This window comes from Gimesia maris (genome assembly GCF_008298035.1).
Taxonomy (GTDB): Bacteria; Planctomycetota; Planctomycetia; order Planctomycetales; family Planctomycetaceae; genus Gimesia; species Gimesia maris.
On the sequence record NZ_CP042910.1, the window covers coordinates 2,682,966 to 2,705,533 of the forward strand.

Sequence of the window (22,568 nt, forward strand, 5' to 3'; positions counted from 1 at the left end):
GACTGCCTGCCGATAGGAGATAACAGGGCAATCCGCCTTCAACACCGCTTTTTTCTTCTTCGGCGTCTTGGATCAGGTGAAATGGAACAGGTAATCACCCAGCCTCTGGAATGGATTCACAATATTTGTGATCAGTTTACGGAAATCACTGATTGGCCGTTGCGATTCACTCCTGCCAAACCAGGGGAACGAAAATCCCTGGAAGCCGAGTTGTGCCAAAGTGAAAAATACTGCTGGTATGAATCCATCGAAGATGGCAAAAGGACTCTGGGATATCTTTATCTGACTCTGCCTGACGAATCAGCAAACGATCATCTGTTTGTGACCGCGATCAAGTTTGCTGAACTGGTCGGGGGATTGATTTCTCAAATCGAAACGATGAACTCTTCTCTGGAATCGAAGACCAGGGAAGTGACGACGCTGGTGGATGTGGGGTTGTCAGCAACCAGACAGGAAGGGTTGCAGGATGCGTTACAGAAACTGCTGGAAGCAGCTTTGCAGTTAACCGGATTTCGCGCTGCCGGATTCTTTCTGTTAAATTCTGAATCAAACCAGTTGTCCCTGCGTGTACAATATGGTTTAACGGCTTTTGAGATTCCCTTTCATCGCCGAAAATTAAATGAATCCCCACCAGACCTTGAGGCGTTTGCGAAAGATGCCTTGATCATCAATCGACAGGAAAACCCTGCGTTTTCCAGCTGGTTACCCGAGGGGTGTCTGACAGGTGTCTGCGTCTCCGTCCAGTCGGAGTCCGGACCGTTTGGAACATTGTGGGCTTTTGACCGGCGTGCTCGACATTTAAAAGACCGGGATATTCATATCCTGAAATCAATTGGTGCCCAGGTCAGTACTATCTTAGAGCGTGCGGTTTTGCTGAGAGAAAGCCAGAATCAAATCCGCCTGAAAAAAGAGCTGAAGGTGATCTCGGAATCATTCCCGGCTGAACTGGCACAGGAATCTCATCGGGAACGCGATTTTCAGGCAGCAGTGCAGACGATCAGCCACCATGAAGTGGGAGGGGACTTATGCGAGTTCATCACCCTGGCACCCAACATCACCTGTTTTGCTCTGGGTGATGCTTCTGGCGACAGTATTCCTGCAGCGGTGGTGATGGCATCCGTCAGAGGTGCTTTGAGAACATTAACAGAAGGGCCGATTGAACAGGCAAAAGATACACGCTTTGTCATTGGTCGGATTAATACAGCCCTGTATCATACATCACTGCCGCATCAGTTCATGAGCATGATGTATGGAGTGATCGATACAAAAAATCGGACTTTCACTTATACCAACGCCGGTCATCCTGCACCGTTCTGGGTTCATAAAGGAAAAATCACCAGCCTGACTTCCCACGGAATGTTACTGGGAGTGACTGAGTCAAATGACTATGATTATTCAGTAATCCCGATCTGTACCAATGACATTATTGTTGGATTCAGTGACGGCATCAGCGAAGCCATGAGCAGTGAACGCAAGATGTTCCGTTCGGATGGTATTATGAAAGTCCTGGAAAACCACATCGAAGATACCGCGGAAGAAGTGATGCAGGGGATCTGGGCCAAACTGCAGAAACACCTGGAAGGTGGAAATGATGGCGATGACAGAACACTAATGGTTCTGAAATTTGCCCGCAATGCAGACTGATTTGCTGCGGTTCTTTTTTTTGATCGCATCACATTTAACTATAGCGTCTCTCAATCTATTATACTCGGTCCGAATGACCTCGGAGACGCTACAGTAAAACTGGACACAATCTAGCCCACGATCCGAAAACGGGGACGGTCTTCTGTTGAACCGCTGCGCACTTTATGCTGCCCAGACCAGTCCTGTGGTGCGTCGTCCGCAATTTCAATGCAGGAATCCGGCTTTTCCGGCGGTGTTAATTTTGGTGCAGAGCTGACGTTGATTCCAGAGTCTGCTTTCGATTTTTTCTTTCCCATCGGCTGCAGTGCCGGTTTTTGAATCCAGCGATTCATTCTCAACAGTTGCGAACGTGGTGCCGTGATCGGGAAATGGGAGCAACGATAGCTGGTCTGCAACTGGTTACTCCACATGCCGGACAGTCTGTTCCCCACCAATCCCAGGTTGAGTGATGGTTCTCCATCCTGAATAGACTGTTGTACCATTCGCGTTATCAGGGTGGTGATGACTTCCCGGGGGGCAGTATCGCGGCGGCCTACAGCAAGATAATCTGTTCCAGAGCCGTGTTGAAGACCGTAGGCACAGGCAACCAGCGAATGGTTTACAAACAGCGCATCTATTCTGGCCGTACCCGAGCGAACTGCAGGGCCGTGGATGTCATGCAGGAATGAAAGCTTTTTATTCTGCGAGAAATGACCTCCAGCGATATTCAGCTGATTTCCATCCAGGAAGTTCATCCTTTGGAATTCTGCCCAGAGGTCCCAGCGTGGGTTCCAGCCGGGGGCTGAAGGATCTTCCAGTCGCGAACGATAAAATGCAATCGGTCCCTGTTTACGGGACAGTTGATCTGCTTTAGCAATCTGCTGTTGAGTTTTATCAGTGCGCGAAGCCAGATAGTCTTCCCAGTTTGCTTCACTGGTGTTGATCAGAGGGCTTTTCTGCCAGACACTCTGATTGCTTTGAAATCCGACGGACTTGAAGGAGTTCAAGGTGCGTTGACGGTCATGACCTTCCTGGTCGATATATCTTAAATCGATCAGATCCCAGTCACGCCTGGAAGCATGAACGTGTCTCATTGCAGTGACCATGGTGGCAGCGGGATTTGAACCAATCTGTCCGTAAAATGTTCCCCAGCCATCCAGTGGGTATGTCAAAACGCGCACGGTGCCGATTTTGGTAGCCACTGGTTTCACTACCAGGGGGACAATGCCGATGATTTTGTTCCCCAGCGTCACAAACAGAATCCGTAGTTTCTGGTTGTGACCAAAGTGGTTCCAGTAATGTTCCAGCCATTCAGGAGAATGAGCAAACGTAGCTCCTTTGGTCTTTCCCAGCAGAGCACGCCAGGCCAGTCGAAAATGATCGAGGCGATCGATATCGTTGATTTCGGCAACTGTGATCATGGCTACTCCGGTTCCGGTAATGACAGGCACAATTAAGTACATCAGGAAATGCACTAAATTGCAACAATCATGCCAGTGATGAGGAAGACCAGAAGACAGCGATCCGTTTCAGAGTTATCGAAGCGAGCCCGAGAAAACTTTTGATGTAACCTGCTGGCTACCATCGGCTTTCACGTAGGCACCAACAGGACATTGGGTATTGAGCATTGTCAGCCCCGTTCCACTCTGGCAATTATGCGTTGACTTAAAGCAACACCGAATCTGCTCAGGTGGCAGAAAAGCAACATCCCTCTGCAACTGGGATTCAGCTGTTGAGTTTCTTCAATGCTTCTTCAGCCGCTTTCTGCACGCGTGGATCTTTGTCTTTCACTGCAGTTTTCAGAGCCTGTGTGATTTCTGGGGTTTTGATTCCAAATTCTCCCAGGCTGATGGCAGCTTCGACTCGAGCATCCGGGTTAGGGTGTTTTGTGAGCAGGTCCGTCAGGGCCGGAATAGCTGCTTTGGCTCTGGCGGGACTCGGATCGATTTTTGTTAAAGCCCAGAGAGTCACTGCGTTTTCCTGTTCGTTATGTAATTTGAGTTCTTTTTCCAGCAGGGGAACAGCCGACTCAGAGAGTTTGCCAAAGCGTGCCAGGGCATACGTGGCAACCACTCGCAGAACCATATCTTCAGAGTTTACATAGGGTTTGATCAGAGGAATGGCAGCAGCTGCGGGAGGACCGATTTCTGCCAGGGCCGTAATGATTTCAAAGGTGACGCGCTGGTCTTGCTCGGTCTCGAGCGCTTCTTTCAGACTGGGAACAGCAGATTTTGCCAGTGGGCCGGACAAGGCAATGGCACTGGCTGCCTCTCTGCGGAGCAGCGCGTTTTCATCGGAGAGTGCCTTGATCAGACCGGGTAACGCGGCGTTCACAGCTTCTGGGTTGGTGGGATCTTCTCTCAGGAGTGCCCAGGCACACACGAGTCGAAAGCGTTCATCATCTGAATCTGACTCAGCGTATTTTTTAATGAGTGGCAATGCTTTTTTGCTGCCTATTTTCGAAAGCGCATAAACGGCTTTATTTCTGGTTGTGCCCGTGCTGTTTTTCAGAATCTTGATCAGCTCAGGTTCTGCTTTGATTGCTTTGGGGCCAATTTCTCCCAGGCTGACGATGGCGGTCTCACGGATATCCGTATCATCTGATTTTGTCAGTTTCAGCAGTTCTGGAATGGATTCTTCCGATTCAGTACCAATTTCACCCAGAACGTGAATCGCCAGAAGTTTGAGAGAAGAGTCTTTATTTAACAGTTTAGTGACTTCAGGAACGGCTGCTTTACCAATGGATGCCAGGGCAGAGGCGCTGGTGAGAGTTAAGGCGGTTGGGCCGTCCTGCATTGCTTTTGCCAGTGCTGGTACGGCAGAAGAAGCATCAGGTCCAATCGAACCCAGTGCAGAGGCAGCATCCAGTTTGACATTCAGTTCCGAATCAGCCAGTAGTTTGATTAACTCGGGGACGGCTGATTTGGCAGCGCTGCCGAAATTTCCTAATGCAATCGCGGCATGGGCCCGCACTTCGGAGGATGAATTCTTTAACAGGGGAGTTAATGCAGGCACGACTTCATCAGGTTTGGCAGAGATGGCGCCCAATGCATTGGCAGCATGCCAGACCAGTTCGGGGTTTTCTACTTTCAATGCTTTAATCAATGTGGGGATCGCCGCTTCACCTTGAGCCCCTATGTGAGCGAAAACATCACAGATTTGCTTACATTGTTCTGTGTGATTTTCTTTGTACTCTGTTTTCAGTTGTTCCAGAAGAGGTTCGACAGCGGGAGCTCCTAATTCAGCAAGGGCAACTGCTGCACTGGAGTGTATTTCATTAATCGGAACATGCAGACTGTCAACAAGGACTTTAATAATGCGTTGCAGGTTTTCTTTATTTCCGGGATCAACGGCCCAGAGGGTGCGGGCAGCAGCGATTTTCAGATAGGAATTATTACTTTCCAGCAGTGGCAGGATTTGTTTTGCTGCCGGTTTCGAAGCAGAACCAATCCCCCGCAGTGCCTGCAATGTGTTGTATTTCAGAATGATGGAATAGCCACGTAATATTTTAGCAAGTTCCGGTACAGCAGCTGATGCAGCAGGTCCAATTTTTCCGAGAGCTATAATGGCTTCACTCCGGGCAGAGACAGAACCCGCTTTGACGACTTCAATCAATGCCGGGACGGCAGGTTTGGACAAAGGCCCTAACTCTCCCAGACGATGCGCGGCTGACGCCTGCTGTTCTTCGTTCTCGCTGGCCAGATCTTTTATCAGAGGGGCGAGATCAGGGGCTTGAGCAGAAACAATTCCTGATGTGAATAAACTGACGCCCAGAAAAAGCACTGTCGTAAGTAGTTGACGCATAAGTCAAGTTCCTGCTAATCATCGTTGCGAATACCAGATTCTCAGAAAGTAAAGAATTCATATTACCTTCAGAAGAAAGACTGGCGAAATAGAAAGGAGAACATTAAACTGTTACATTATAGATATCATGATCTGAGTTCAAAAATCAAGTAATTCTGATCAGATTCATCAGGAAATCATAGAAGCCTGTCTTCAGGGAAAAAAATTCCCTCATAGAGTCAGGTCCACTATCAATTTATGCTCAGGGGTAAGAGATGAAACCAGTGATGCACAAGATGACCCTGTCCGGTTTATGTTTAACGATCCTGTTGTCGACAGGTTCTTTGGTTCAAGCGGCTGGTCCCTTCTTCCCGAGACAAACGGTTTATAATTTTGGTGGCGGCTACAGCCCCACTGCTTTTTACGGTTACCGTGGTATCTATGGTGGCGGTTACTATGGTGGTTACCCTGGTTATTATGGAGGCTATTACAACGATGGCTCCTCTCTGATTCGTGCCCAGGGGCAGGCTCAGGTCGATCAATCTAAAGCCATGATTAATTATCAGGAAGCTAACAGTAAATATATCGATAACCAGAAGAAGCTGGCTGAAACTTATGTGGCACGCCAAAAAGCACTCCGCGAGTCGATTCACGAAAAGGCGGAAATCGATAAAGAACTGGCTCAGCAAAAACAGGCTGCGATTGAAGCACAAAAGGAAAAGAATCTCAAACTGCAGGAATCCGGTTTGAGCCCCTATTACAATGCCGCTTCCTCCCAGGATAGTGAAACCCTGAATGCCAGCCAGCTCAATCCGGCAACAGGTGAAATCTCGTGGCCTGAATCTCTGATGGGACCAGAATACGCTGAATCACGCCAAAAACTACAGGAACTCTATTCCTTGAAGAATTCCACCGGCATCACATCCAGTCTGTCGCAGGAAATCAATGACGAAGCCGTCAAAATGAAAAGTATTCTGCGTGGCCAGATCAAAACCATGCTGCCTAACGATTATTTGGCTGCACGCGGATTCATTGAAGGCCTCATCAATATGGGAAAAACCTCCCGGACAGGTTGATAAAGAATTTCTACCGCATGGCCTTCACTTTTACTCTCAAGCATGCGCTCACGATCCCGGTTGAAGTTGATTCGATCAATCATGCAGCGGTCCAGCAGCTCTCGGCAGATGAGGTACGTGCGCTGCCAGTGCTCCAGGGAAATCAACGGGCTTCTCTCGCTGATTTTTTTGATGTGAAACAATCCGCCAGTGAAGCGGATCTGATGGTCTGGGTCGGAGATTGCTCGCGAGTCAAAGCCATTGGCGCTGAGTTAAGTTCCGGTGTCATTCGCATTGAGGGAAATGCTGGAATGCATCTGGGCCGTGAGATGTCCGGCGGTCAGATTCAGGTTCAAGGAGATGTTGCCGATAACCTGGCGACTGCAATGCGAGGCGGAGAAATTCAGATCGCAGGGAATGCCGGTGATCTGGTTGGAGCAGCCTGGCCTGGCAGTAAACGGGGCATGAATGGCGGTACAATTCTGATTCGCGGTAATGCCGGTAGAGAAGCAGGTCATCGCATGCGGCGGGGAGTGATTGTCGTTGGAGGCGATTTAGGTGATGCAGCCGGTTTTGATATGATTGCCGGTTCCATTTTTTCGTTTGGGAAAATCGGTGCCTGTCCCGGTGCCGGCATGCGACGGGGAACGATTGCTGCATTGGGTGCTGTCGCTGAACCCGAGTTACTGCCGACGTTCAAGTATTCCTGCCAGTACCGACCCGCCTGGTTGTCGTTTTTTCTACGCGAGTTAAAATCCGTCGGCTTTCCGGTCCCAGAGGATTGTCTGAATGCAGAATATCGTCGCTACTGCGGTGACTTTTTGACACTTGGCAAGGGAGAAGTTCTGGTCCGCCAGTGAAAAGTTTGACCGCTTTTGACAGCCTGCGTTCCTTCTGATTATGTCTGATTCACAACGAAATATTGCCGACCGTTTAAAACAGTCCGCACAAGCCTGGCCTTTTCAAAAAGCCGTCGTCTTTCCTGCAGGGCAGGATAAACAGGGCCGCTATACTTACAGCAGTCTCACGTTTCAGCAACTGGATCAGGAAAGTGATCGACTGGCGCGGGGGCTGATTCAACTGGGGGTGCAACCCGGAACGCGAATGGCGTTGATGGTACGTCCCAGCCTGGAATTTATCGCGTTGACCTTTGCATTATTCAAAGCGGGCGCGGTCATCATTCTGATTGATCCAGGCATGGGCAGAAAAAATATCATGCGCTGCCTGGCGGAAGTCGAACCCGAAGGCTTCGTGGCGATCCCGCTGGCACAGTTGATCCGTAAACTGAAACATCGTTCTTTTCCCAAGGCACATCTGAATGTGACGGTCGGCAAGCCGGTGCTTACTTCCGGTATCGATTATGAATGGCTGCTGGGAGGAGAGTGGGAACCTTTTGAAATAGTTCAGCGTTCTGTTACCGATCCTGCTGCCGTGATCTTTACAAGTGGGAGCACCGGTCCCCCCAAGGGAGTGGCTTACGAGCATGGCATGTTCTGGTCTCAAGTGGACCTGCTCCGCGATTACTACCAGATTCAGCCAGGTGAAGTGGATCTGCCAGGCTTTCCGTTGTTTGCACTCTTCAATTCAGCCATGGGTGTCACGACCGTCGTTCCCGATATGGACCCGACGAAGCCGGCGCAAGTTGATCCGGAGAAAATCATCCGACAGATTAACGATCAGGGAGTAACACAGGCGTTTGGTTCTCCGGCAATGTGGAATCGAATTGGCCGCTATTGTGAACAGCATCAGATTCAGCTCCCTTCACTCAAACGGGTATTATCTGCGGGAGCCCCGGTTCCCGTGCATGTGATCCAGCGTATGCGGCAGACATTTACGAATTCCGAAACAGACATCAATACCCCTTATGGGGCAACAGAATCGCTGCCGGTGGCTTCGATCTGTGGTCGTGATGTCCTGGAGAAAACATCGGAACAGACACAGTCCGGGGCAGGCACCTGTGTCGGGACGCCGTTTCCCGGAGTCCAGGTGAAAATCATCCAGATTCATAATGAACCGATTAGGTCGATCGAACACGCCGTTGAGTTACCTGTCGGTGAGATTGGTGAAATCATTGTACAGGGGCCGATGGCGACCCGTGAATATTTTCAGCGACCCGAAGCGACACAACTGGCGAAAATACCAGACGGCGATCGGTTCTGGCATCGAATGGGAGATGTCGGATATCGGGATGCGGAAGGAAAACTCTGGTTCTGTGGACGTAAGGCACACATGCTGGAGACCAGTCTGGGGGCCATGTTCACAATCTGTTGTGAAGCGATTTTCAACCAGCATCCACGGGTCTATCGCAGTGCGCTGGTCGGGGTCGGTTCAAAACCGAATCAGAAACCGGTGATCATTGTCGAACCGGAGCAGGGGGACTATCCTGAAAATCAGGCAGTCCGTGACCAATTCACACACGAACTACTGACATTGGGCAGAGCAAATGCGTTAACGGAATCGATCGAGACCGTTCTGTTTCATCGTTCTCTGCCCGTTGATATCCGGCATAACGTCAAAATCTTTCGTGAGAAATTAACTCCCTGGGCAGAGAAGCAGGTCAAATGAATGTACTGGTGACCGGGGGAGGGGGCTTCCTTGGATTGTATATCGTCGAGCAACTGGTGGCTGCCGGGGAAACGGTACGCGTGCTTTGTCGTGGTGAGTATCAGCGGCTGAAAGAACTGGGTGTGGAAACCGTTCAAGGCGATATCCGTGATGCGACCACAGTCGAACGGGCCTGCGAAGGAATCGAGACCGTTTATCATACAGCCGCTGTTTCCGGCATCTGGGGGCATTGGGACTACTTTTACAGCATTAATACTCGAGGGACTCTGAATGTCATTGCCTCCTGTCAATCGCAGGGCGTGACGCGACTGGTTTATACGAGTTCACCCAGTGTTGTCTACGACGGTTCTGCCCATGAGAATGCTACCGAGTCCCTGCCTTACAGCGAACATTTTCTCTGTCATTATCCACATACCAAGATGCTGGCCGAACGTGCCGTGCTGCAAGCCAACGGTGAAAACGGACTCGCTACAGTTGCGCTCAGACCACATCTGATCTGGGGGCCTCGTGATAATCATCTGATCCCCCGATTGATCCAACGCGCCAGGTCAGGACGCTTGCGACAGGTAGGAGAAGGAACCAATCTGATTTCGATGAGCTACGTGGAAAATGCAGCCGCGGCCCATCTCCAGGCAGCGGCACGACTCTTTCCCGATTCTCCTGTCGGCGGTCAGGCGTATTTTATCAATGAGCCCGAACCGGTACTGATGTGGGAATGGATCAATCAATTGCTCGTTGAAGCGGGACTGCAGCCTGTCAAAAAACAGATCTCCACGAAAGCGGCTAAACGAATCGGCAGCGTTCTGGAGTTTGTTTTCCGGGTTCTGCATCTGCCTGGAGAACCGCCGATGACCCGTTTTCTGGCGTCTCAACTCAGCAGTTCCCACTATTATGATGTCAGCCGTGCGCGACATGATTTCGGCTACGAACCTTGTGTCAGTTTTGAAGAAGCGATGCGGCGGATGAAGCCTGAATTGCAGCGACTGGCTGCACACTAGTTCTGTCAGAACCCGACTGGATCCTGCAGTTAATTGGACACAAAGGTGGGAATCTCTCTTGGTGAAATTCAGGAGAATGAGTAAACTTGCGGCGAACAGCGGTGCAATGGGCTTTAGTTTAATCTATCTCGATCAGAGATCTGGCAGGCCCTGGAATTCAAATCATGTGAATGGAGTGGAAAATGGAGTCGTTCGATCTGTCCGAACATGGAATCAACGTAGACTGGGTGATGCGCAATCCAGATCCGTCAATGTTGTATGAAGAAGCCATTCGCTTTGAACCAGGTGCTTCGATTTCCGATACAGGTGCATTGATTGCCTACTCGGGTGAGAAAACAGGGCGTTCTCCCAAGGATAAACGGGTTGTCAAACATAAAAATTCCTCCGATGATATCTGGTGGGGCGATGTGAATTACCCCCTCGATCAGCATGCGTTCTTCTGTAACCGGGAACGCGCGACCGATTATCTGAATATCTGCCCGCACCTGTATGTGATCGACGCCTTTGCCGGCTGGGATCCCGAGTATCAGATTAAAGTCCGCGTGATCTGTTCGCGCCCCTATCATGCGCTGTTCATGCATAACATGCTGATTCGTCCGACTGAAGAGCAATTGAAAGATTTCGGTAAACCGGACTATGTGATTTACAACGCCGGTACCTTTCCTGCGAATCGTTTTACGACGGGTATGACTTCCAAAACCAGTGTGGACCTCAGCATTGAAGATGGCGAGATCGTCATTCTGGGAACCGAATATGCGGGCGAAATGAAGAAAGGCATCTTCACGGTCATGAATTACCTGATGCCAAAGCGGGGCATCCTGTCGATGCACTGTTCCGCGACCGCGGATCGCCAGACGGGTCGTTCTTCCGTATTGTTCGGTCTGTCCGGAACGGGGAAAACGACACTCTCTGCAGATCCCAAGCGGTTCCTGATCGGCGATGACGAACATTGCTGGACAGATAACGGAATTTTCAACATCGAAGGGGGCTGTTACGCCAAGGCGATTTATCTCTCGCGGGAAAATGAGCCGGAAATCTTTCAGGCGCTGCGCTACGGAGCCGTTCTGGAAAACGTAGTCTATGATGAAGCCCGGCATCATGTCGATTTCGATGACACCAGTTTCACACAAAATACCCGCGGGGCTTATCCGATCGAGTATATGCCCAGTGCGAAAATTCCCTGCCTGGCAGACCATCCTAATGATGTGATCTTCCTGACCTGCGATGCCTTTGGCGTTTTGCCTCCAGTCAGTCGTCTCACACCCGAACAGGCCATGTATCACTTTATCAGCGGCTATACAGCGAAAGTCGCCGGAACTGAAATGGGTGTCGATGAGCCGGAAGCCACCTTTTCTCCCTGTTTTGGCGGGCCGTTCCTGGTCTGGCATCCGGGGAAATACGCCGACCTGCTGGCTGAGAAAATCAGGAAGTACAACGCCAACGTCTGGCTGGTCAATACCGGCTGGAATGGTGGCGCCTACGGCGTGGGAAATCGTATCAGCCTGAAAGACACGCGGGCGATTATCGATGCCATTCATTCCGGAACCCTGGTGCATGCACCGACCGAAGTCGATCCCATTTTTGGAACCGCCACCATTACGAAATGCCCCGGCGTGGATGATCATATTCTGGTACCGCATTCTTCCTGGGACGATCAGAACTCCTATAAAAATACGGCAATCAAACTGGCGACCGCCTTCAACGACAACTTTATGAAATACGCATCCGGTGTTTCAGAAGAAGTCCTGGCAGCAGCTCCGCGGGTCTGATTTTCACTGGACTGAACTGGTGAACTCGTTTTAAGCGAAGGGGAATACGAAATCGTCGTGCTGGGGAGCACTCTGACGCTTGTTTGGGAAGAATCGAATCGAATGATCGTTTCAATTCTTATTTTGTATTTTCTTTCGCCAGTGACTTGAGAGACGACCTGACATCTTCCAGCGTACCGACAGCAACCAACACCTGGAATGAATAATCGCCGGCGGCGACTCCCTCTGGATTCTTGACCCGAAAAACGCAGTTCCATTTCACCACTTTTGCAGCTGGGAAACGAAATCGGCCGTAACCCACCTGCTCAAAGCCAGGGGAGGGCTGAGCGGGAGAGAAAACGCCCATCGCGTACTTGCCGTCTCGCGTGCTCAGGATGACTGGATCATTCTGTTCGCCTGGCCCGTCGTCCAGAGGCAGCAGTTTCCCGGTCTGCGGATTAAATTTCCAGAACTGTTCAAACTCAGCAGGCATATAACCCGTCAGTGCTTCAAACTGGGCATAGTTGTGATGCTCTCCTTGGGGGATCGTGAACGTGACGCGATAATCGAGCACCTGATCGAGACCCTGGTAGCCGATGCGAACCTGCTTGGAAACCTGATGTGCGGAAAGAACACTGGTATTGAGTGCCGGCCTGTCGGATGATTTCTGTCCCGGCGCGAGCCAGAACGCCATCTGGGTCGTCGAATGCAGTTCATTGTCGCGTGCCTGTAAACGGAGTAATTTACTGGAGGACGTGGGTCCCACGCCATCCGAACGCGAACCCGCTTCAGTGGGATTAAAGCATTCTGCCCAGAACGCGCCCGGTCTACCACAGTCAAAGCTGGCAGCAGACTGCAGTTGTCTGCCATGATCAAAACTGTCGATGAATTCCTTGCCATTCCAGGTCAGCGAATGAATGGCGCCCGCCAGGCGATTGGTTGTAGTGATCACGATTTCCGAATCACCGGCTTTAGCTCGGATCACTGTATCGCCGTCTGGAGCAGCCTGACTTTGACTGGCGATGAAACAGCACAGGTTCAGCATCAGTAAACCGCGATAGCAGAAGCGTGTGCTACACAAATGGATCAACATTCAAATATCCTTCTGGAAATTAAGATCACGGGATCACGCCGGACAAACAGAATCTGCTTTGGAAATTTCATTATATCGAAACCGGGTAGCCCCGAATGCAATTCGGGGTTGTCGCAGACAACAGGAAACCGTCAGAGGATTCGTACAATTCAGAATACTAGAACGCATCACATTTAACCATAACGCCTGTCAATCTAATATACTCGGTCCAATTGGACCTGGAGACGCTACAGTAAAACTGGACACAGTCATGAATCCGACCTGAATTGAGAGTTTCATTATAGCCAGCCTCCTCAAAGTGCATACGGTAAAACGGTCAGGTCTAATAACGAATCACCACTACTGCCCAGACTGTACTTGACTCCGGCGCGCCGCAGGAGATAAGCGCTGTTCTGGGTCGCGCGCGTGCTCAGTTTACAGTGCACTGAAACACGCGACACTTGTTCGCAGTCATCACTATAAAACAGCCGGTTTTTTCCAGATAAGCAGTTCGCAGAACAGCACCTGTTCCGAATGTTTGCCTGCGGGTCGCCGCACTTCGCCCGTCATCGGCACAGAATGGCCTCGGCATCGCACCAGATCGCCCCGGTATCAACCTGTATCGCCACCTGCTTTTATTCAGATCTCCCTTGACGTCTGCAAGCCGCTCCATAGAATCGATCTCCTCAATAACAAAAACGGATCACGTCCGCCGGGAAAAATGCCTGCCGACCTCGTGACCAGTGGCAGGCTGATAAAACCAGTTGCTGTAGACCGCTTTCACGACAGAGAGGGACAAGACATTTCTCTGCAGAAAACAAGGCAGCAGTATAACGAAATGCGTCCGATCGCCTCAGATGGAAATCCGGAACTGGTGCAGGTATCGTTCAAGGCGAATATATGATCAGACGATTCCATCCGATCATGTTTACTTTCGCATCCTGCTCCTTTTGGGAAATCCGTCTGTCGTATTTTTCGACATCACGGTCGGTGAAATCTACTTAAGGTTTTCAGGCGTCGTCTCTTTCAGCTCCATGCAACCTAAGAAAGCCTTTCTCCGCTGGATTTCTGCACGATAAAAGAATGTGAAAAAATGGACTGATTTATGCAGTGGTTTTCCTTTGAACGATCTGAGATTTGTTTTGTTCAAAGGATTGTGCCGGATGAAACGTCCATTCTTATCGAAGAACCTGTTAATTGTAAACACCCTGATTTATTGCCTGAGTTTCATTCCGGCGCCCTGTTCTGATTTCAGACTGGTGACATCGACGGTGCAGGCGGGCAACCCGGTCCGAAATAATCCCAAAACCCGGCAGGCGATCGAACGCGGGATGGACTGGTTGATCTCGGCTATTCACAGAGATGGAACAGTGGGACCAGACCGGTATCATATGCCGGATCTCAGTTGTACTGCGATGACAGGTCTCGTGCTCCTTTCCGAAGGCAGCACTCCGCGTGGCGGCAAATATCAGAAACAGAGTCGACTGGTATTATATGGAGTTCTGGATCTGGTCGAGTCTCATCGATTCAAACGTTCGAAAGAAAATATCACCCTGGTGCAAAGAAAAATCGGTCTGAATGCGGATCTGTTTCTGGCGACACTTTATCTGAGTCAGGTTTATTATGATGCTCCCGGTGAAGAAAAAGCGATTCGCGCAGCTTTGGACAAACTTGTTAATCATATCTGCCTGACACAGAGAAAAGATGGCACCTGGGGAAATGAGAGCTGGGCTCCCGTACTGGGAACGATTTTAGGCTGGGAATGTCTGCGAGCGGCCAGTTCGGCTGGCTTGCGAATTGAAGCTTCGGAACACCTGGTAGGTCAGGCTCTGATGAAGCATTTGCGGGAGCAGCCCGATGAGAGGCGGAACTGGATGCAACAGTTTTATAAAGAGGCGGCTGGGGTGCGCGTGCTGTATTCACTGGGATACAGGAATACTCCAGAATTCCAGGAGTGTGTGAAGACGATCCTGGAAACAGTGAAAACGGAACCGCGGGTGTTTCGTTTCGCCGGGGGAGAAGAATATCTGGCCTTCTATTTTATTACCGAATGCATGCTGAAAGGACAGGAAGATAACTGGAAATACTGGTATCCCCAGGTGCGCGACGGTGTATTGCGAACTCAAAATCAGGATGGCAGCTGGAAAGGCCATCATTGTATTACCGATCGGACCTTTTGTACGGCCGGCGTTCTGCTGACCCTGTTATCCCCTAATTTCAGTCTTCCCACTTCAGATCTGTAATCGGGATGTATCGGCACTGCAATCACAACCGGGTTTGTTTACTTGGAATACTACTGCTTATACCGGGTCAACTGAACGCGGAAGACCTGACACCTGACATCCGGGTGGAGCGTGGGAAATTCAAATCGCGACAGCAACAGGTGAGCAATGCGCTGCTGAAGGGCAGACGCTGGCTGGAACAGCAGCAGAAATATGATGGCAGCTGGCAATCGAAAACTTATGCCAGTTTCGAGAGCAGAATCGCGGACAGTGCGCTGGTGATGTCAACGCTGGTGGAAATCACGCCACCGGGTGCAGCCCAAGGTGAATCAATCAGTCGCGGATTGGCCTTTCTCAAATCTAAAATCAACCAGGAAGAGATCTGGAAGTCGGTTGAAGCAGAATCGAATTATCCCATGTATTCAATCTGTCTGATGTTAGCGACACTGAATCAGTATCAGCCGGAAGCAACTGTAAATCGGGAACTACGGGACTCATTAAGTCGGGAATTGTTGCGCCGGCAGAGAATATTACAAGCAGATCGACTTTCAGAAGGTGATGTCGCGGGGGGATGGGGGCCAGGTAGTGATTCATTCCAGCAGGGTTCCGCAGCCAATCCACCGAACGTCTCTGTCACTTACTTTGCCCTCGCCGCGCTGTCCGGGGCGCAAAAATTACCACTCAAGAACCGTTTTGCAGCATTGGACTATCTGCAGCACTGTCAGGTGCCCGCTGAAGCTGCGGGCGCGGGTGGTTTTGTGTTTACGTTCCTGTCTGATCATCCTCTGAATAAAGCAGGTTCCCAACGCAGCCCGTCCGGGAAGCTGTATGGCGTCCCTTATCTCTCGGCGACCTGTGATGGAATTTCGGCGCTGCTGGTCTGCGATGTGCCTGCAGACGATCGCAGGATTCAAACTGCGATTCATGTTCTACCTCAATTAACGCATGCACGTCTTGCTGTGATCCCGCTCTCTGCAGAGTTCTTGCCTTCATACCAGAAGCTGGATGCTCTCTTTTTTTACGAAGCGGCAGCGACAGCCCGTGTCTGGAAACAAATGAGGGAAAAAGGTGTGGAAAATCAGTTTCTGAATTCACGCTGTCACGAGGTCTTGCAGACACTCATTGCGAAACAGCAGGCAGACGGGCACTGGGAAAACCCGCTTCCCTGGATGATGGAAGACGATCCTCTGATCGCTACCGCGTTCGCACTCCAGACGCTTCATCACTGTCTGACTCCGGCTGAGTAGTGAGTATTTTAGATTCGAGATGAGCAGGATGCCCGATCATTCATCAAAGCCGGGTGGGATCTGGTCCGGGTCTTCGAAACGTTCACCGTCTGGGTTGTTTTTATCGACCACCCAGGGATCGCCATGGTGATGGTATCCGCAACGTTCCCAGTAGCCTGGCGCATCTTTGGCAAGGAAATCGATCCGTTTGAGCCACTTGGCACTTTTCCAGGCATAGAGCAGAGGGACGATCAGGCGTACCGGACCCCCATGATCCGGAATCAACGGCTGGCCATCATGCAGATCGCAGAGCAGAACATCTTCGGACTGAAAATCTTTCAGAGGAAGGTTGGTCGTCCAGTCGCCATCATAGCCGGTCGCCACCACGTAGCGGGCATCGGGATGAACGCCGGCACGTTGCATGATCTCCTGGGCGGAGACTCCTTCCCACAGATTTCCCAGCCGGGACCAGCGCGTCACGCAATGGAAATCGGCGAAGACCCGGGTCCGCGGGAGCTGCTGGAATTCCTCCCAGGTGAATGAGAGCGGGGTATTTACCAGTCCGCCGATTTCAAGTTTCCAGGTGTCGAGATTAACCGCCGGGACCGTGGTGGCATGCAGTACAGGCCATTTTCGCGTTCTTGACTGTCCGGCGGGAATCCGCTCCTGCCGACGGGTGTCTGCACTGATGATGATTTCCGCATCTGCGTCCGGGGGGAGCGGGGGCGCACCGGTCTGATATTTCTCGGAATCAGGATTATTATACATCTGTAGGCTCCACAGTCATTTAGGAAGAGGCATCCCGAACGGGTTTCCCTCAGAAATATAGGAATTTCGGCTAAATTATCCAGAGGAAGATATTACAAATGCCCCAGACTTGGCACATTGGTTGCATTTCTGTATGAGTGAGCCTTCCAATCTCTGAAGTTGCGGTCGCAAGCCGGCGGAATAACGCCATTGACCATATTTTTCAAAATAAATAAACTTCGGAAAGAGAAGAACTTACAGAAATTAAATGTATTCTGGATAAGGATGGTCTGCTGCTGGCGAATAATTCAGTCATCAGGGAACGGTTTCTTGTTCCTGCCAGTATGACAGTCGCACCGTGATCAACCAGAAGAAATATTGAAGACTATTTTTCGAGAATTCGAGTTCGGGTTAAAAAATGGAATTCCTAGACAAGCTGGGTGAATGGCTAACAACAGTAACGGCATGGTTGGAACGATTTCTGACCGGGTTGTTCGGTTCATCGAATGAACGACAGATACGGAAACTGGGTTTCGTCCGGGATAAAGAGGGGCATGATCAAATCGTGCCCGGATCCATGCTGGCAGAAATCGACAGTTTTGAACCGGAGTTGATGAAACTGTCCGAAGAAGAATTGAAACAGACCGCGGAGAAACTCCGCGCCCGCCTCGCTGCGGGGGAAACCCTGGATGATATTCTGACTTATGCATTCGCAGCCGTTCGTGAGTCGGCTCGTCGCAATTTGAGTATGCGACATTACCCGGTGCAGATGATCGGGGGCTACTTTCTGCATAAAGGCATGATTGCAGAAATGGTCACCGGGGAAGGAAAAACGCTGGTATCGTCTCTGCCGGCCTTCCTGAATGCGCTTTCCGGCAAAGTCCATATTGTGACCGTCAATGATTATCTGGCTTTACGCGACATGGAATGGATGGGCCCCATTCATATTGCGCTGGGACTGACTGTCGGGGCGATCCAGTCCAAAATGGGTCCCGAAGAACGCCAGAAGCATTACGGCTGCGATATTACCTATGGTACGAATAATGAGTTCGGATTCGACTATCTGCGGGATAACATGAAACCGGTCAAAGAACTGCAGGTGCAGGGACCCTTAAATTATGCCGTCGTTGACGAAATCGATAATATTCTGATCGACGAAGCACGTACGCCGCTGATTATTTCCGGCCCCGCACAGGATGATCTGACCAAATACTCCAAAGCCAATTCCGTAGCCCTGAAGCTGATTCCAGGCACCGATTTTGAAGTCAAAGAAAAAGAGCATACCTGTCACTTAACGGACGCGGGGGTCAAACACGCGGAAGAGCTGGCTGGTGTGGAAAGCTTTTATACCGCCGGGAACATGGAATGGCCGCACCTGATCGATAACTCCCTGAAGGCACATCACCTCTATAAACGGGATGTGAATTATGTCGTTCAGCAGGGCGAAGTGATTATCGTGGACGATCATACCGGGCGACTGATGCCGGGCCGTCAATGGGGCGATGGTCTGCATCAGGCGGTGGAAGCCAAAGAAGGTGTGAAAATCAAAGAAGAGTCGCAGACTCTGGCGACGATTACCCTGCAGAACTTTTTCAAATTATACGATAAGCTCTCCGGCATGACCGGTACGGCGATGACGGAAGCGGAAGAGTTCTGGAAGATTTATCAGCTGGATGTAGTCAGTATTCCAACCAACCGTCCCATGCAGCGTATCAATCATCCCGATGTGATCTATCAGACGGAAAAAGAAAAATGGACTGCGATTGCCGACGAAGTCCGCGAAGTTCATAAACAGGGACGCCCGATTCTCGTCGGTACCGTTTCGATCGAACAGTCGGAAATTGTCAGTCACAAACTGAGTAAATATGGCATTCCTCACAATGTGCTGAACGCAAAGCATCACGAACGTGAAGCGGAGATCATTGCGCAGGCAGGTCGTAAAGGCGCTGTCACCATTGCTACGAATATGGCCGGGCGTGGTACTGACATTATTCTGGGGGGAAGTGCGGAGCATATCGCCTGGGATGAATTGAGCCAGAAATACGCGTCCCGAATTGAAGTCCCCAAAGCGGAGTGGGACAAACTGGTGAAAGAGATTGAAAAACGGGAGGGCATGGATGTCGAAGCCGAAGAAGTCATGCAGCTGGGGGGGTTGCATGTGATCGGTTCCGAGCGTCACGATTCCCGTCGTATCGACCTGCAGCTGCGTGGTCGTTCGGGACGTCAGGGAGACCCCGGTTCCAGCCGCTTCTTCCTTTCACTCGAAGACAAACTGATGCGGGTGTTTGCCGGCGAATGGGTAAAAAATATTCTGTCTCGTCTGGGCATGGAAGAAGGAGAGGCCATCGAGAGTCGGATGGTTTCCAAACGTGTCGAAGGGGCACAGAAGAAACGGGAAGAAACCCATTTCGAGCAGCGTAAGCATCTGCTGGAATATGATGAAGTCATGGACGAACAGCGAAAAACCGTCTATGGCTACCGTCAGCGGATTCTGGATGGCTGCAACTGCCGCGATCTGATCCTGGAAATGATTGAACGCCAGGTCGATGAAGAAACAGAGCGTCTGCTCGATAAAAATTACAGCTGGGATACAATTGCCGCCTGGTGTGGTCAGGAAGCTCATATCGAAGTGGATGCCGCGAATATTCGTGATATGGATTACGAGCAACTGGTCAGCTATCTGAAAGATGAAGCCAGCCTGCAGGCGGATGATATCATTGCTGAACAGATCAATGAGAATCTGCCGGAAGAATATGAAGATGACTGGAACTGGCAGGCGTTGACCAAATGGGCGAATGCTTATTTCAATTTGAATCTGAATGAACGCGAACTCAAAAAAATCGGCCGGGATGGTCTGCATGAAACGCTCTTCGATCATGCTCAAAAAGCCATCGAGCGCATCGATTTCACCCCCTTGCAGGCATTTCTGGATGGAGAATGGGGTTCCCGTTCCCTGGCAGGCTATCTGAACTATCAGTTCGGCATCGAAGCCGACCCGGAAGAATTCAAATCGCTGAGTATTCCCGAAGCGAAAGCCAAAGTACTGGAAAAAGTAAAAGAGCTGTATCGGGAAAAAGAAGTCACCTTCCCGGTAACCGTCGGGATGTACAATTTTCTGGGCAATCAACAGCCCGGGAATGAATCAAACAGCCGCGTTGGCCTGGTGAAGTGGGCCAACTCCAGATTTCATTCCAACCTGGATCTGGAAGCCCTGAAAGGGAAACAGGTTAATGAGATTCAGAATATCCTGTCCGCAGAAAGTGAAAAGGTTTTTGTTAACGGAGAAGCTTCAAAGCAGATCGAACAGTATCTGACCAAAGCCTATGCTCCTGAATCGGAAGTCTCTGCCGGAAAGAATCTTCAGCCCGTGCAGAACAAAGCCGCTCTGGGAGAGCTGGCTCAGTGGGCAAACGAGGAACTCGAACTGAATCTGACGACGGAAGAGCTGGAACCCCTGACCGACGATGAAGTGAGAATTCGCCTGTATCAGGCTTACAACAAACGTTATCGCCCGGAACTCAGTCAGGCAGAACGCTCGCTGATTCTGGAAGTTCTTGATACATCGTGGAAAGACCACTTGTACTATATGGATCATTTGCGGTCCGGCATTGGTCTGGTTGGCTATGCCCAGAAAGATCCCAAAGTTGAATACCGCCGCGAAGGGATGAAGGCCTTTGATGCCATGTGGGGCCGCATTGGTCAGCAGGTCACTTCAGCGATTTTCCGACTGGAAAAACAGAGTCCTGATTTTGTCGGTTCTTTATGGCGGGTTACTGATACGGTCCACGAAGAAGTGACGGATGATTACGATTACGATGAGGAGAGTGAAGGGGATACCAATTCTTCCGAGCCTGCTCAGCAGCCAATCGATCCGATTGTCAATCAGCAACCCAAGGTCGGTCGAAATGATCCCTGTCCGTGTGGCAGCGGGAAGAAATTTAAAAAGTGCTGCGGAAAGAATCTGTAGTTCATCACATTCCGGTATTGAAGTCCGGTTGGGGAATGGAATCCCGTGCAAATTTATGCTTACCTGTTGAATCTCGTTTATTGCCTGTTGCTGGCCTGTGCTTCGCCAGTCATTCTGTACCGGGTTCTGGTTCAGAAAAAATATCGAAGCGGGTTGGCGCAGAAGTTTTTCGGACAGTTGTCCGAGCGAAACAGCTATGAGCCCTGTTTCTGGTTTCATGCCGTCAGCGTGGGGGAAGTCTTACAACTGCCTCCCCTGCTGGAAGAACTGAAACGACAGAATCCCACACTCGAACTTGTGATTTCGACGACTACGCATACCGGGTATGCGGTGGCAAAAGAAAAGTTTCCTGAGTTTACCGTCTGTTATTTTCCCCTGGATTTTTCCTGGGCGGTCAAGCGGGCACTGCAGCGCATCAGGCCGACGGCAGTGCTTCTGGTGGAGATGGAACTCTGGCCGAATTTCGTATTAGCAGCAGATCAGGCGGGGATCCCCGTCTCGATTATCAATGGTCGCTTGAGTGAAAAAAGTTTTCGCGGGTACCGGAAACTTCGCTGGCTGATCGGTCCGCTGCTGAACCGTCTAAAGCTGATTGCCGTTCAGACCGACGCGTATGCGGAACGTTTTCAGAAATTGACAGGCCGTGCAGATCGGATTCAGGTGACCGGCTCGATTAAATTTGACGGTATCCAGGTGGATCGGGCGAATCCGTTGACGGCAGAACTGCGGAACATTTTTCGCCTGAAATCAGGGGAAACTGTTCTGATCGCTGGCAGCACTCAGTCGCCGGAAGAGCAGATTGCCCTGGAGGTTTACCTGGCAGCCAGGCAGCAATTTCCCCGCCTGCGCCTGATACTGGTACCCCGTCATCAGGAGCGGTTCCATGAAGTGGCAGAGCTGGTGAAACAATACGGACTTCCACTGATTCGGCGCAGCGAACAGGAGTCGGGAGAAGCAGGATCTGTTTTACCGTTCACAAACAGCCAGACCCCTGCGATCGGACTGCTGGATACGCTGGGAGAATTGAAAAGCTGCTGGGGGCTGGCAGATATTGCGTTCGTCGGGGGAAGCCTGACAAAACGTGGTGGACAAAATATGATCGAGCCGGCCGGCTATGGGACCGCCTTGATGCTGGGGCCGAATACCTGGAATTTCAAGGACGTGGTCGACGCCCTGCTGCAGCATGAGGCAGTCACGATTGTTCAGAACCGGGCTGCATTTCAGGAGACACTGATCGAATGGCTGGAAGACCCGCCACTGGCGGAAGCACAGGGGGCACGGGCGCAACGCTTTGTGTTGGATCAACGGGGAGCAACATTGCGCACCCTGTCGCTGATTGCACCTCTGCTGGCAGGGGGACAGTCGGACGCGCAAGACAAAGCTGCCTGATTCCATCTGTTTTTCTGTGCCTGAGAAGCCTTTTTCCACTGTCTTACGGCCAGAAACATTTTCTAAAACAGAAAGCAGAACGAGAGGTTCTCTTGTTGACTTTACTCTGGAATTCTACAATTAGGCAAAATCATTTAATATGAGACGCAAAGTGTGGATATGCTCCTTAAGAC

14 protein-coding genes are annotated in these 22,568 nt (G+C 50.7%); 10 read left to right on the top strand and 4 right to left on the bottom strand.

All coding sequences use genetic code 11. The annotated features are described in order from the left end of the window. Window positions 1-81 precede the first annotated feature (81 nt). The gene (locus GmarT_RS09930) at window positions 82-1,644 is read left to right on the top strand and encodes a PP2C family protein-serine/threonine phosphatase (protein WP_002649803.1); all 1,563 of its coding nucleotides are present in this window, start codon (window positions 82-84) and stop codon (window positions 1,642-1,644) included. 110 nt (window positions 1,645-1,754) lie between these two features. Here the strand turns inward: GmarT_RS09930 and GmarT_RS09935 are convergent, their stop codons facing one another. Together GmarT_RS09935 and GmarT_RS09940 are read right to left on the bottom strand one after the other, a co-directional pair. Further along, complete coding sequence (locus GmarT_RS09935; RefSeq protein ID WP_149302601.1) at window positions 1,755-3,044, bottom strand: GNAT family N-acetyltransferase; 1,290 nt, start codon at window positions 3,042-3,044, stop codon at window positions 1,755-1,757. Between the two features lie 304 nt (window positions 3,045-3,348). Beyond that, window positions 3,349-5,427, bottom strand: a complete 2,079-nt coding sequence (locus tag GmarT_RS09940) for a HEAT repeat domain-containing protein (protein WP_149302603.1) — start codon at window positions 5,425-5,427, stop codon at window positions 3,349-3,351. 254 nt (window positions 5,428-5,681) lie between these two features. Here GmarT_RS09940 and GmarT_RS09945 point away from each other — a divergent pair, with 254 nt between their 5' ends. The 5 genes from GmarT_RS09945 to pckA all read left to right on the top strand — a co-directional run bounded on the left by GmarT_RS09945 (window position 5,682) and on the right by pckA (window position 11,793). After that, the gene (locus GmarT_RS09945; RefSeq protein WP_002649037.1) at window positions 5,682-6,482 is read left to right on the top strand and encodes a hypothetical protein; all 801 of its coding nucleotides are present in this window, start codon (window positions 5,682-5,684) and stop codon (window positions 6,480-6,482) included. A 17-nt stretch (window positions 6,483-6,499) separates the two neighbouring features. Then, on the top strand, window positions 6,500-7,321 hold the full coding sequence (locus GmarT_RS09950; protein WP_002649036.1) for a formylmethanofuran dehydrogenase subunit C: 822 nt from the start codon (window positions 6,500-6,502) through the stop codon (window positions 7,319-7,321). Window positions 7,322-7,361: 40 nt separating this feature from the next. After that, a complete protein-coding gene (locus GmarT_RS09955) occupies window positions 7,362-9,026 on the top strand; it encodes a fatty acid CoA ligase family protein (protein ID WP_002649035.1) in 1,665 nt (554 codons plus the stop codon). Beyond that, complete coding sequence (locus tag GmarT_RS09960; RefSeq protein ID WP_002649034.1) at window positions 9,023-10,024, top strand: NAD-dependent epimerase/dehydratase family protein; 1,002 nt, start codon at window positions 9,023-9,025, stop codon at window positions 10,022-10,024. Before GmarT_RS09955 ends, GmarT_RS09960 begins: the two co-directional genes overlap by 4 nt. A 182-nt stretch (window positions 10,025-10,206) precedes the next feature. Further along, window positions 10,207-11,793, top strand: a complete 1,587-nt coding sequence (pckA, locus tag GmarT_RS09965; RefSeq protein ID WP_044240109.1) for a phosphoenolpyruvate carboxykinase (ATP) — start codon at window positions 10,207-10,209, stop codon at window positions 11,791-11,793. Window positions 11,794-11,911: 118 nt separating this feature from the next. Here pckA and GmarT_RS09970 read toward each other — a convergent pair whose 3' ends face one another. Beyond that, window positions 11,912-12,865 carry a hypothetical protein gene (locus GmarT_RS09970; RefSeq protein WP_002649032.1) on the bottom strand — a complete coding sequence of 318 codons (954 nt, stop codon included), beginning with the start codon at window positions 12,863-12,865 and terminating at the stop codon, window positions 11,912-11,914. 1,142 nt (window positions 12,866-14,007) lie between these two features. On the opposite strand from GmarT_RS09970, the gene GmarT_RS09975 reads away from it, so the two are divergent. Both GmarT_RS09975 and GmarT_RS09980 read left to right on the top strand, forming a co-directional pair. Continuing rightward, the gene (locus GmarT_RS09975; protein ID WP_002649029.1) at window positions 14,008-15,087 is read left to right on the top strand and encodes a prenyltransferase/squalene oxidase repeat-containing protein; all 1,080 of its coding nucleotides are present in this window, start codon (window positions 14,008-14,010) and stop codon (window positions 15,085-15,087) included. Window positions 15,088-15,092: 5 nt separating this feature from the next. Further along, window positions 15,093-16,313, top strand: a complete 1,221-nt coding sequence (locus GmarT_RS09980; protein WP_002649028.1) for a prenyltransferase/squalene oxidase repeat-containing protein — start codon at window positions 15,093-15,095, stop codon at window positions 16,311-16,313. A 36-nt stretch (window positions 16,314-16,349) separates the two neighbouring features. Here GmarT_RS09980 and GmarT_RS09985 read toward each other — a convergent pair whose 3' ends face one another. Then, window positions 16,350-17,060 carry a molybdopterin-dependent oxidoreductase gene (locus tag GmarT_RS09985; RefSeq protein ID WP_002649027.1) on the bottom strand — a complete coding sequence of 237 codons (711 nt, stop codon included), beginning with the start codon at window positions 17,058-17,060 and terminating at the stop codon, window positions 16,350-16,352. A gap of 397 nt (window positions 17,061-17,457) precedes the next feature. On the opposite strand from GmarT_RS09985, the gene secA reads away from it, so the two are divergent. Next, the gene (gene secA, locus GmarT_RS09990) at window positions 17,458-21,006 is read left to right on the top strand and encodes a preprotein translocase subunit SecA (RefSeq protein WP_002649026.1); all 3,549 of its coding nucleotides are present in this window, start codon (window positions 17,458-17,460) and stop codon (window positions 21,004-21,006) included. 45 nt (window positions 21,007-21,051) lie between these two features. Beyond that, window positions 21,052-22,395: a 3-deoxy-D-manno-octulosonic acid transferase gene (locus GmarT_RS09995; protein WP_002649025.1), complete on the top strand. Its 1,344-nt coding sequence runs from the start codon at window positions 21,052-21,054 to the stop codon at window positions 22,393-22,395. The last annotated feature ends 173 nt before the right edge of the window (window positions 22,396-22,568 follow it).

What these genes read in the sequence shown, in the direction of transcription:
- GmarT_RS09930 (WP_002649803.1), top strand. Translation starts at nt 82, where the DNA reads ATGGAACAGGTAATCACCCAGCCTCTGGAATGGATTCACAATATTTGT.
- GmarT_RS09935 (WP_149302601.1), bottom strand. Translation starts at nt 3,044, where the DNA reads ATGATCACAGTTGCCGAAATCAACGATATCGATCGCCTCGATCATTTT.
- GmarT_RS09940 (WP_149302603.1), bottom strand. Translation starts at nt 5,427, where the DNA reads ATGCGTCAACTACTTACGACAGTGCTTTTTCTGGGCGTCAGTTTATTC.
- GmarT_RS09945 (WP_002649037.1), top strand. Translation starts at nt 5,682, where the DNA reads ATGAAACCAGTGATGCACAAGATGACCCTGTCCGGTTTATGTTTAACG.
- GmarT_RS09950 (WP_002649036.1), top strand. Translation starts at nt 6,500, where the DNA reads ATGGCCTTCACTTTTACTCTCAAGCATGCGCTCACGATCCCGGTTGAA.
- GmarT_RS09955 (WP_002649035.1), top strand. Translation starts at nt 7,362, where the DNA reads ATGTCTGATTCACAACGAAATATTGCCGACCGTTTAAAACAGTCCGCA.
- GmarT_RS09960 (WP_002649034.1), top strand. Translation starts at nt 9,023, where the DNA reads ATGAATGTACTGGTGACCGGGGGAGGGGGCTTCCTTGGATTGTATATC.
- pckA (WP_044240109.1), top strand. Translation starts at nt 10,207, where the DNA reads ATGGAGTCGTTCGATCTGTCCGAACATGGAATCAACGTAGACTGGGTG.
- GmarT_RS09970 (WP_002649032.1), bottom strand. Translation starts at nt 12,865, where the DNA reads ATGTTGATCCATTTGTGTAGCACACGCTTCTGCTATCGCGGTTTACTG.
- GmarT_RS09975 (WP_002649029.1), top strand. Translation starts at nt 14,008, where the DNA reads ATGAAACGTCCATTCTTATCGAAGAACCTGTTAATTGTAAACACCCTG.
- GmarT_RS09980 (WP_002649028.1), top strand. Translation starts at nt 15,093, where the DNA reads ATGTATCGGCACTGCAATCACAACCGGGTTTGTTTACTTGGAATACTA.
- GmarT_RS09985 (WP_002649027.1), bottom strand. Translation starts at nt 17,060, where the DNA reads ATGTATAATAATCCTGATTCCGAGAAATATCAGACCGGTGCGCCCCCG.
- secA (WP_002649026.1), top strand. Translation starts at nt 17,458, where the DNA reads ATGGAATTCCTAGACAAGCTGGGTGAATGGCTAACAACAGTAACGGCA.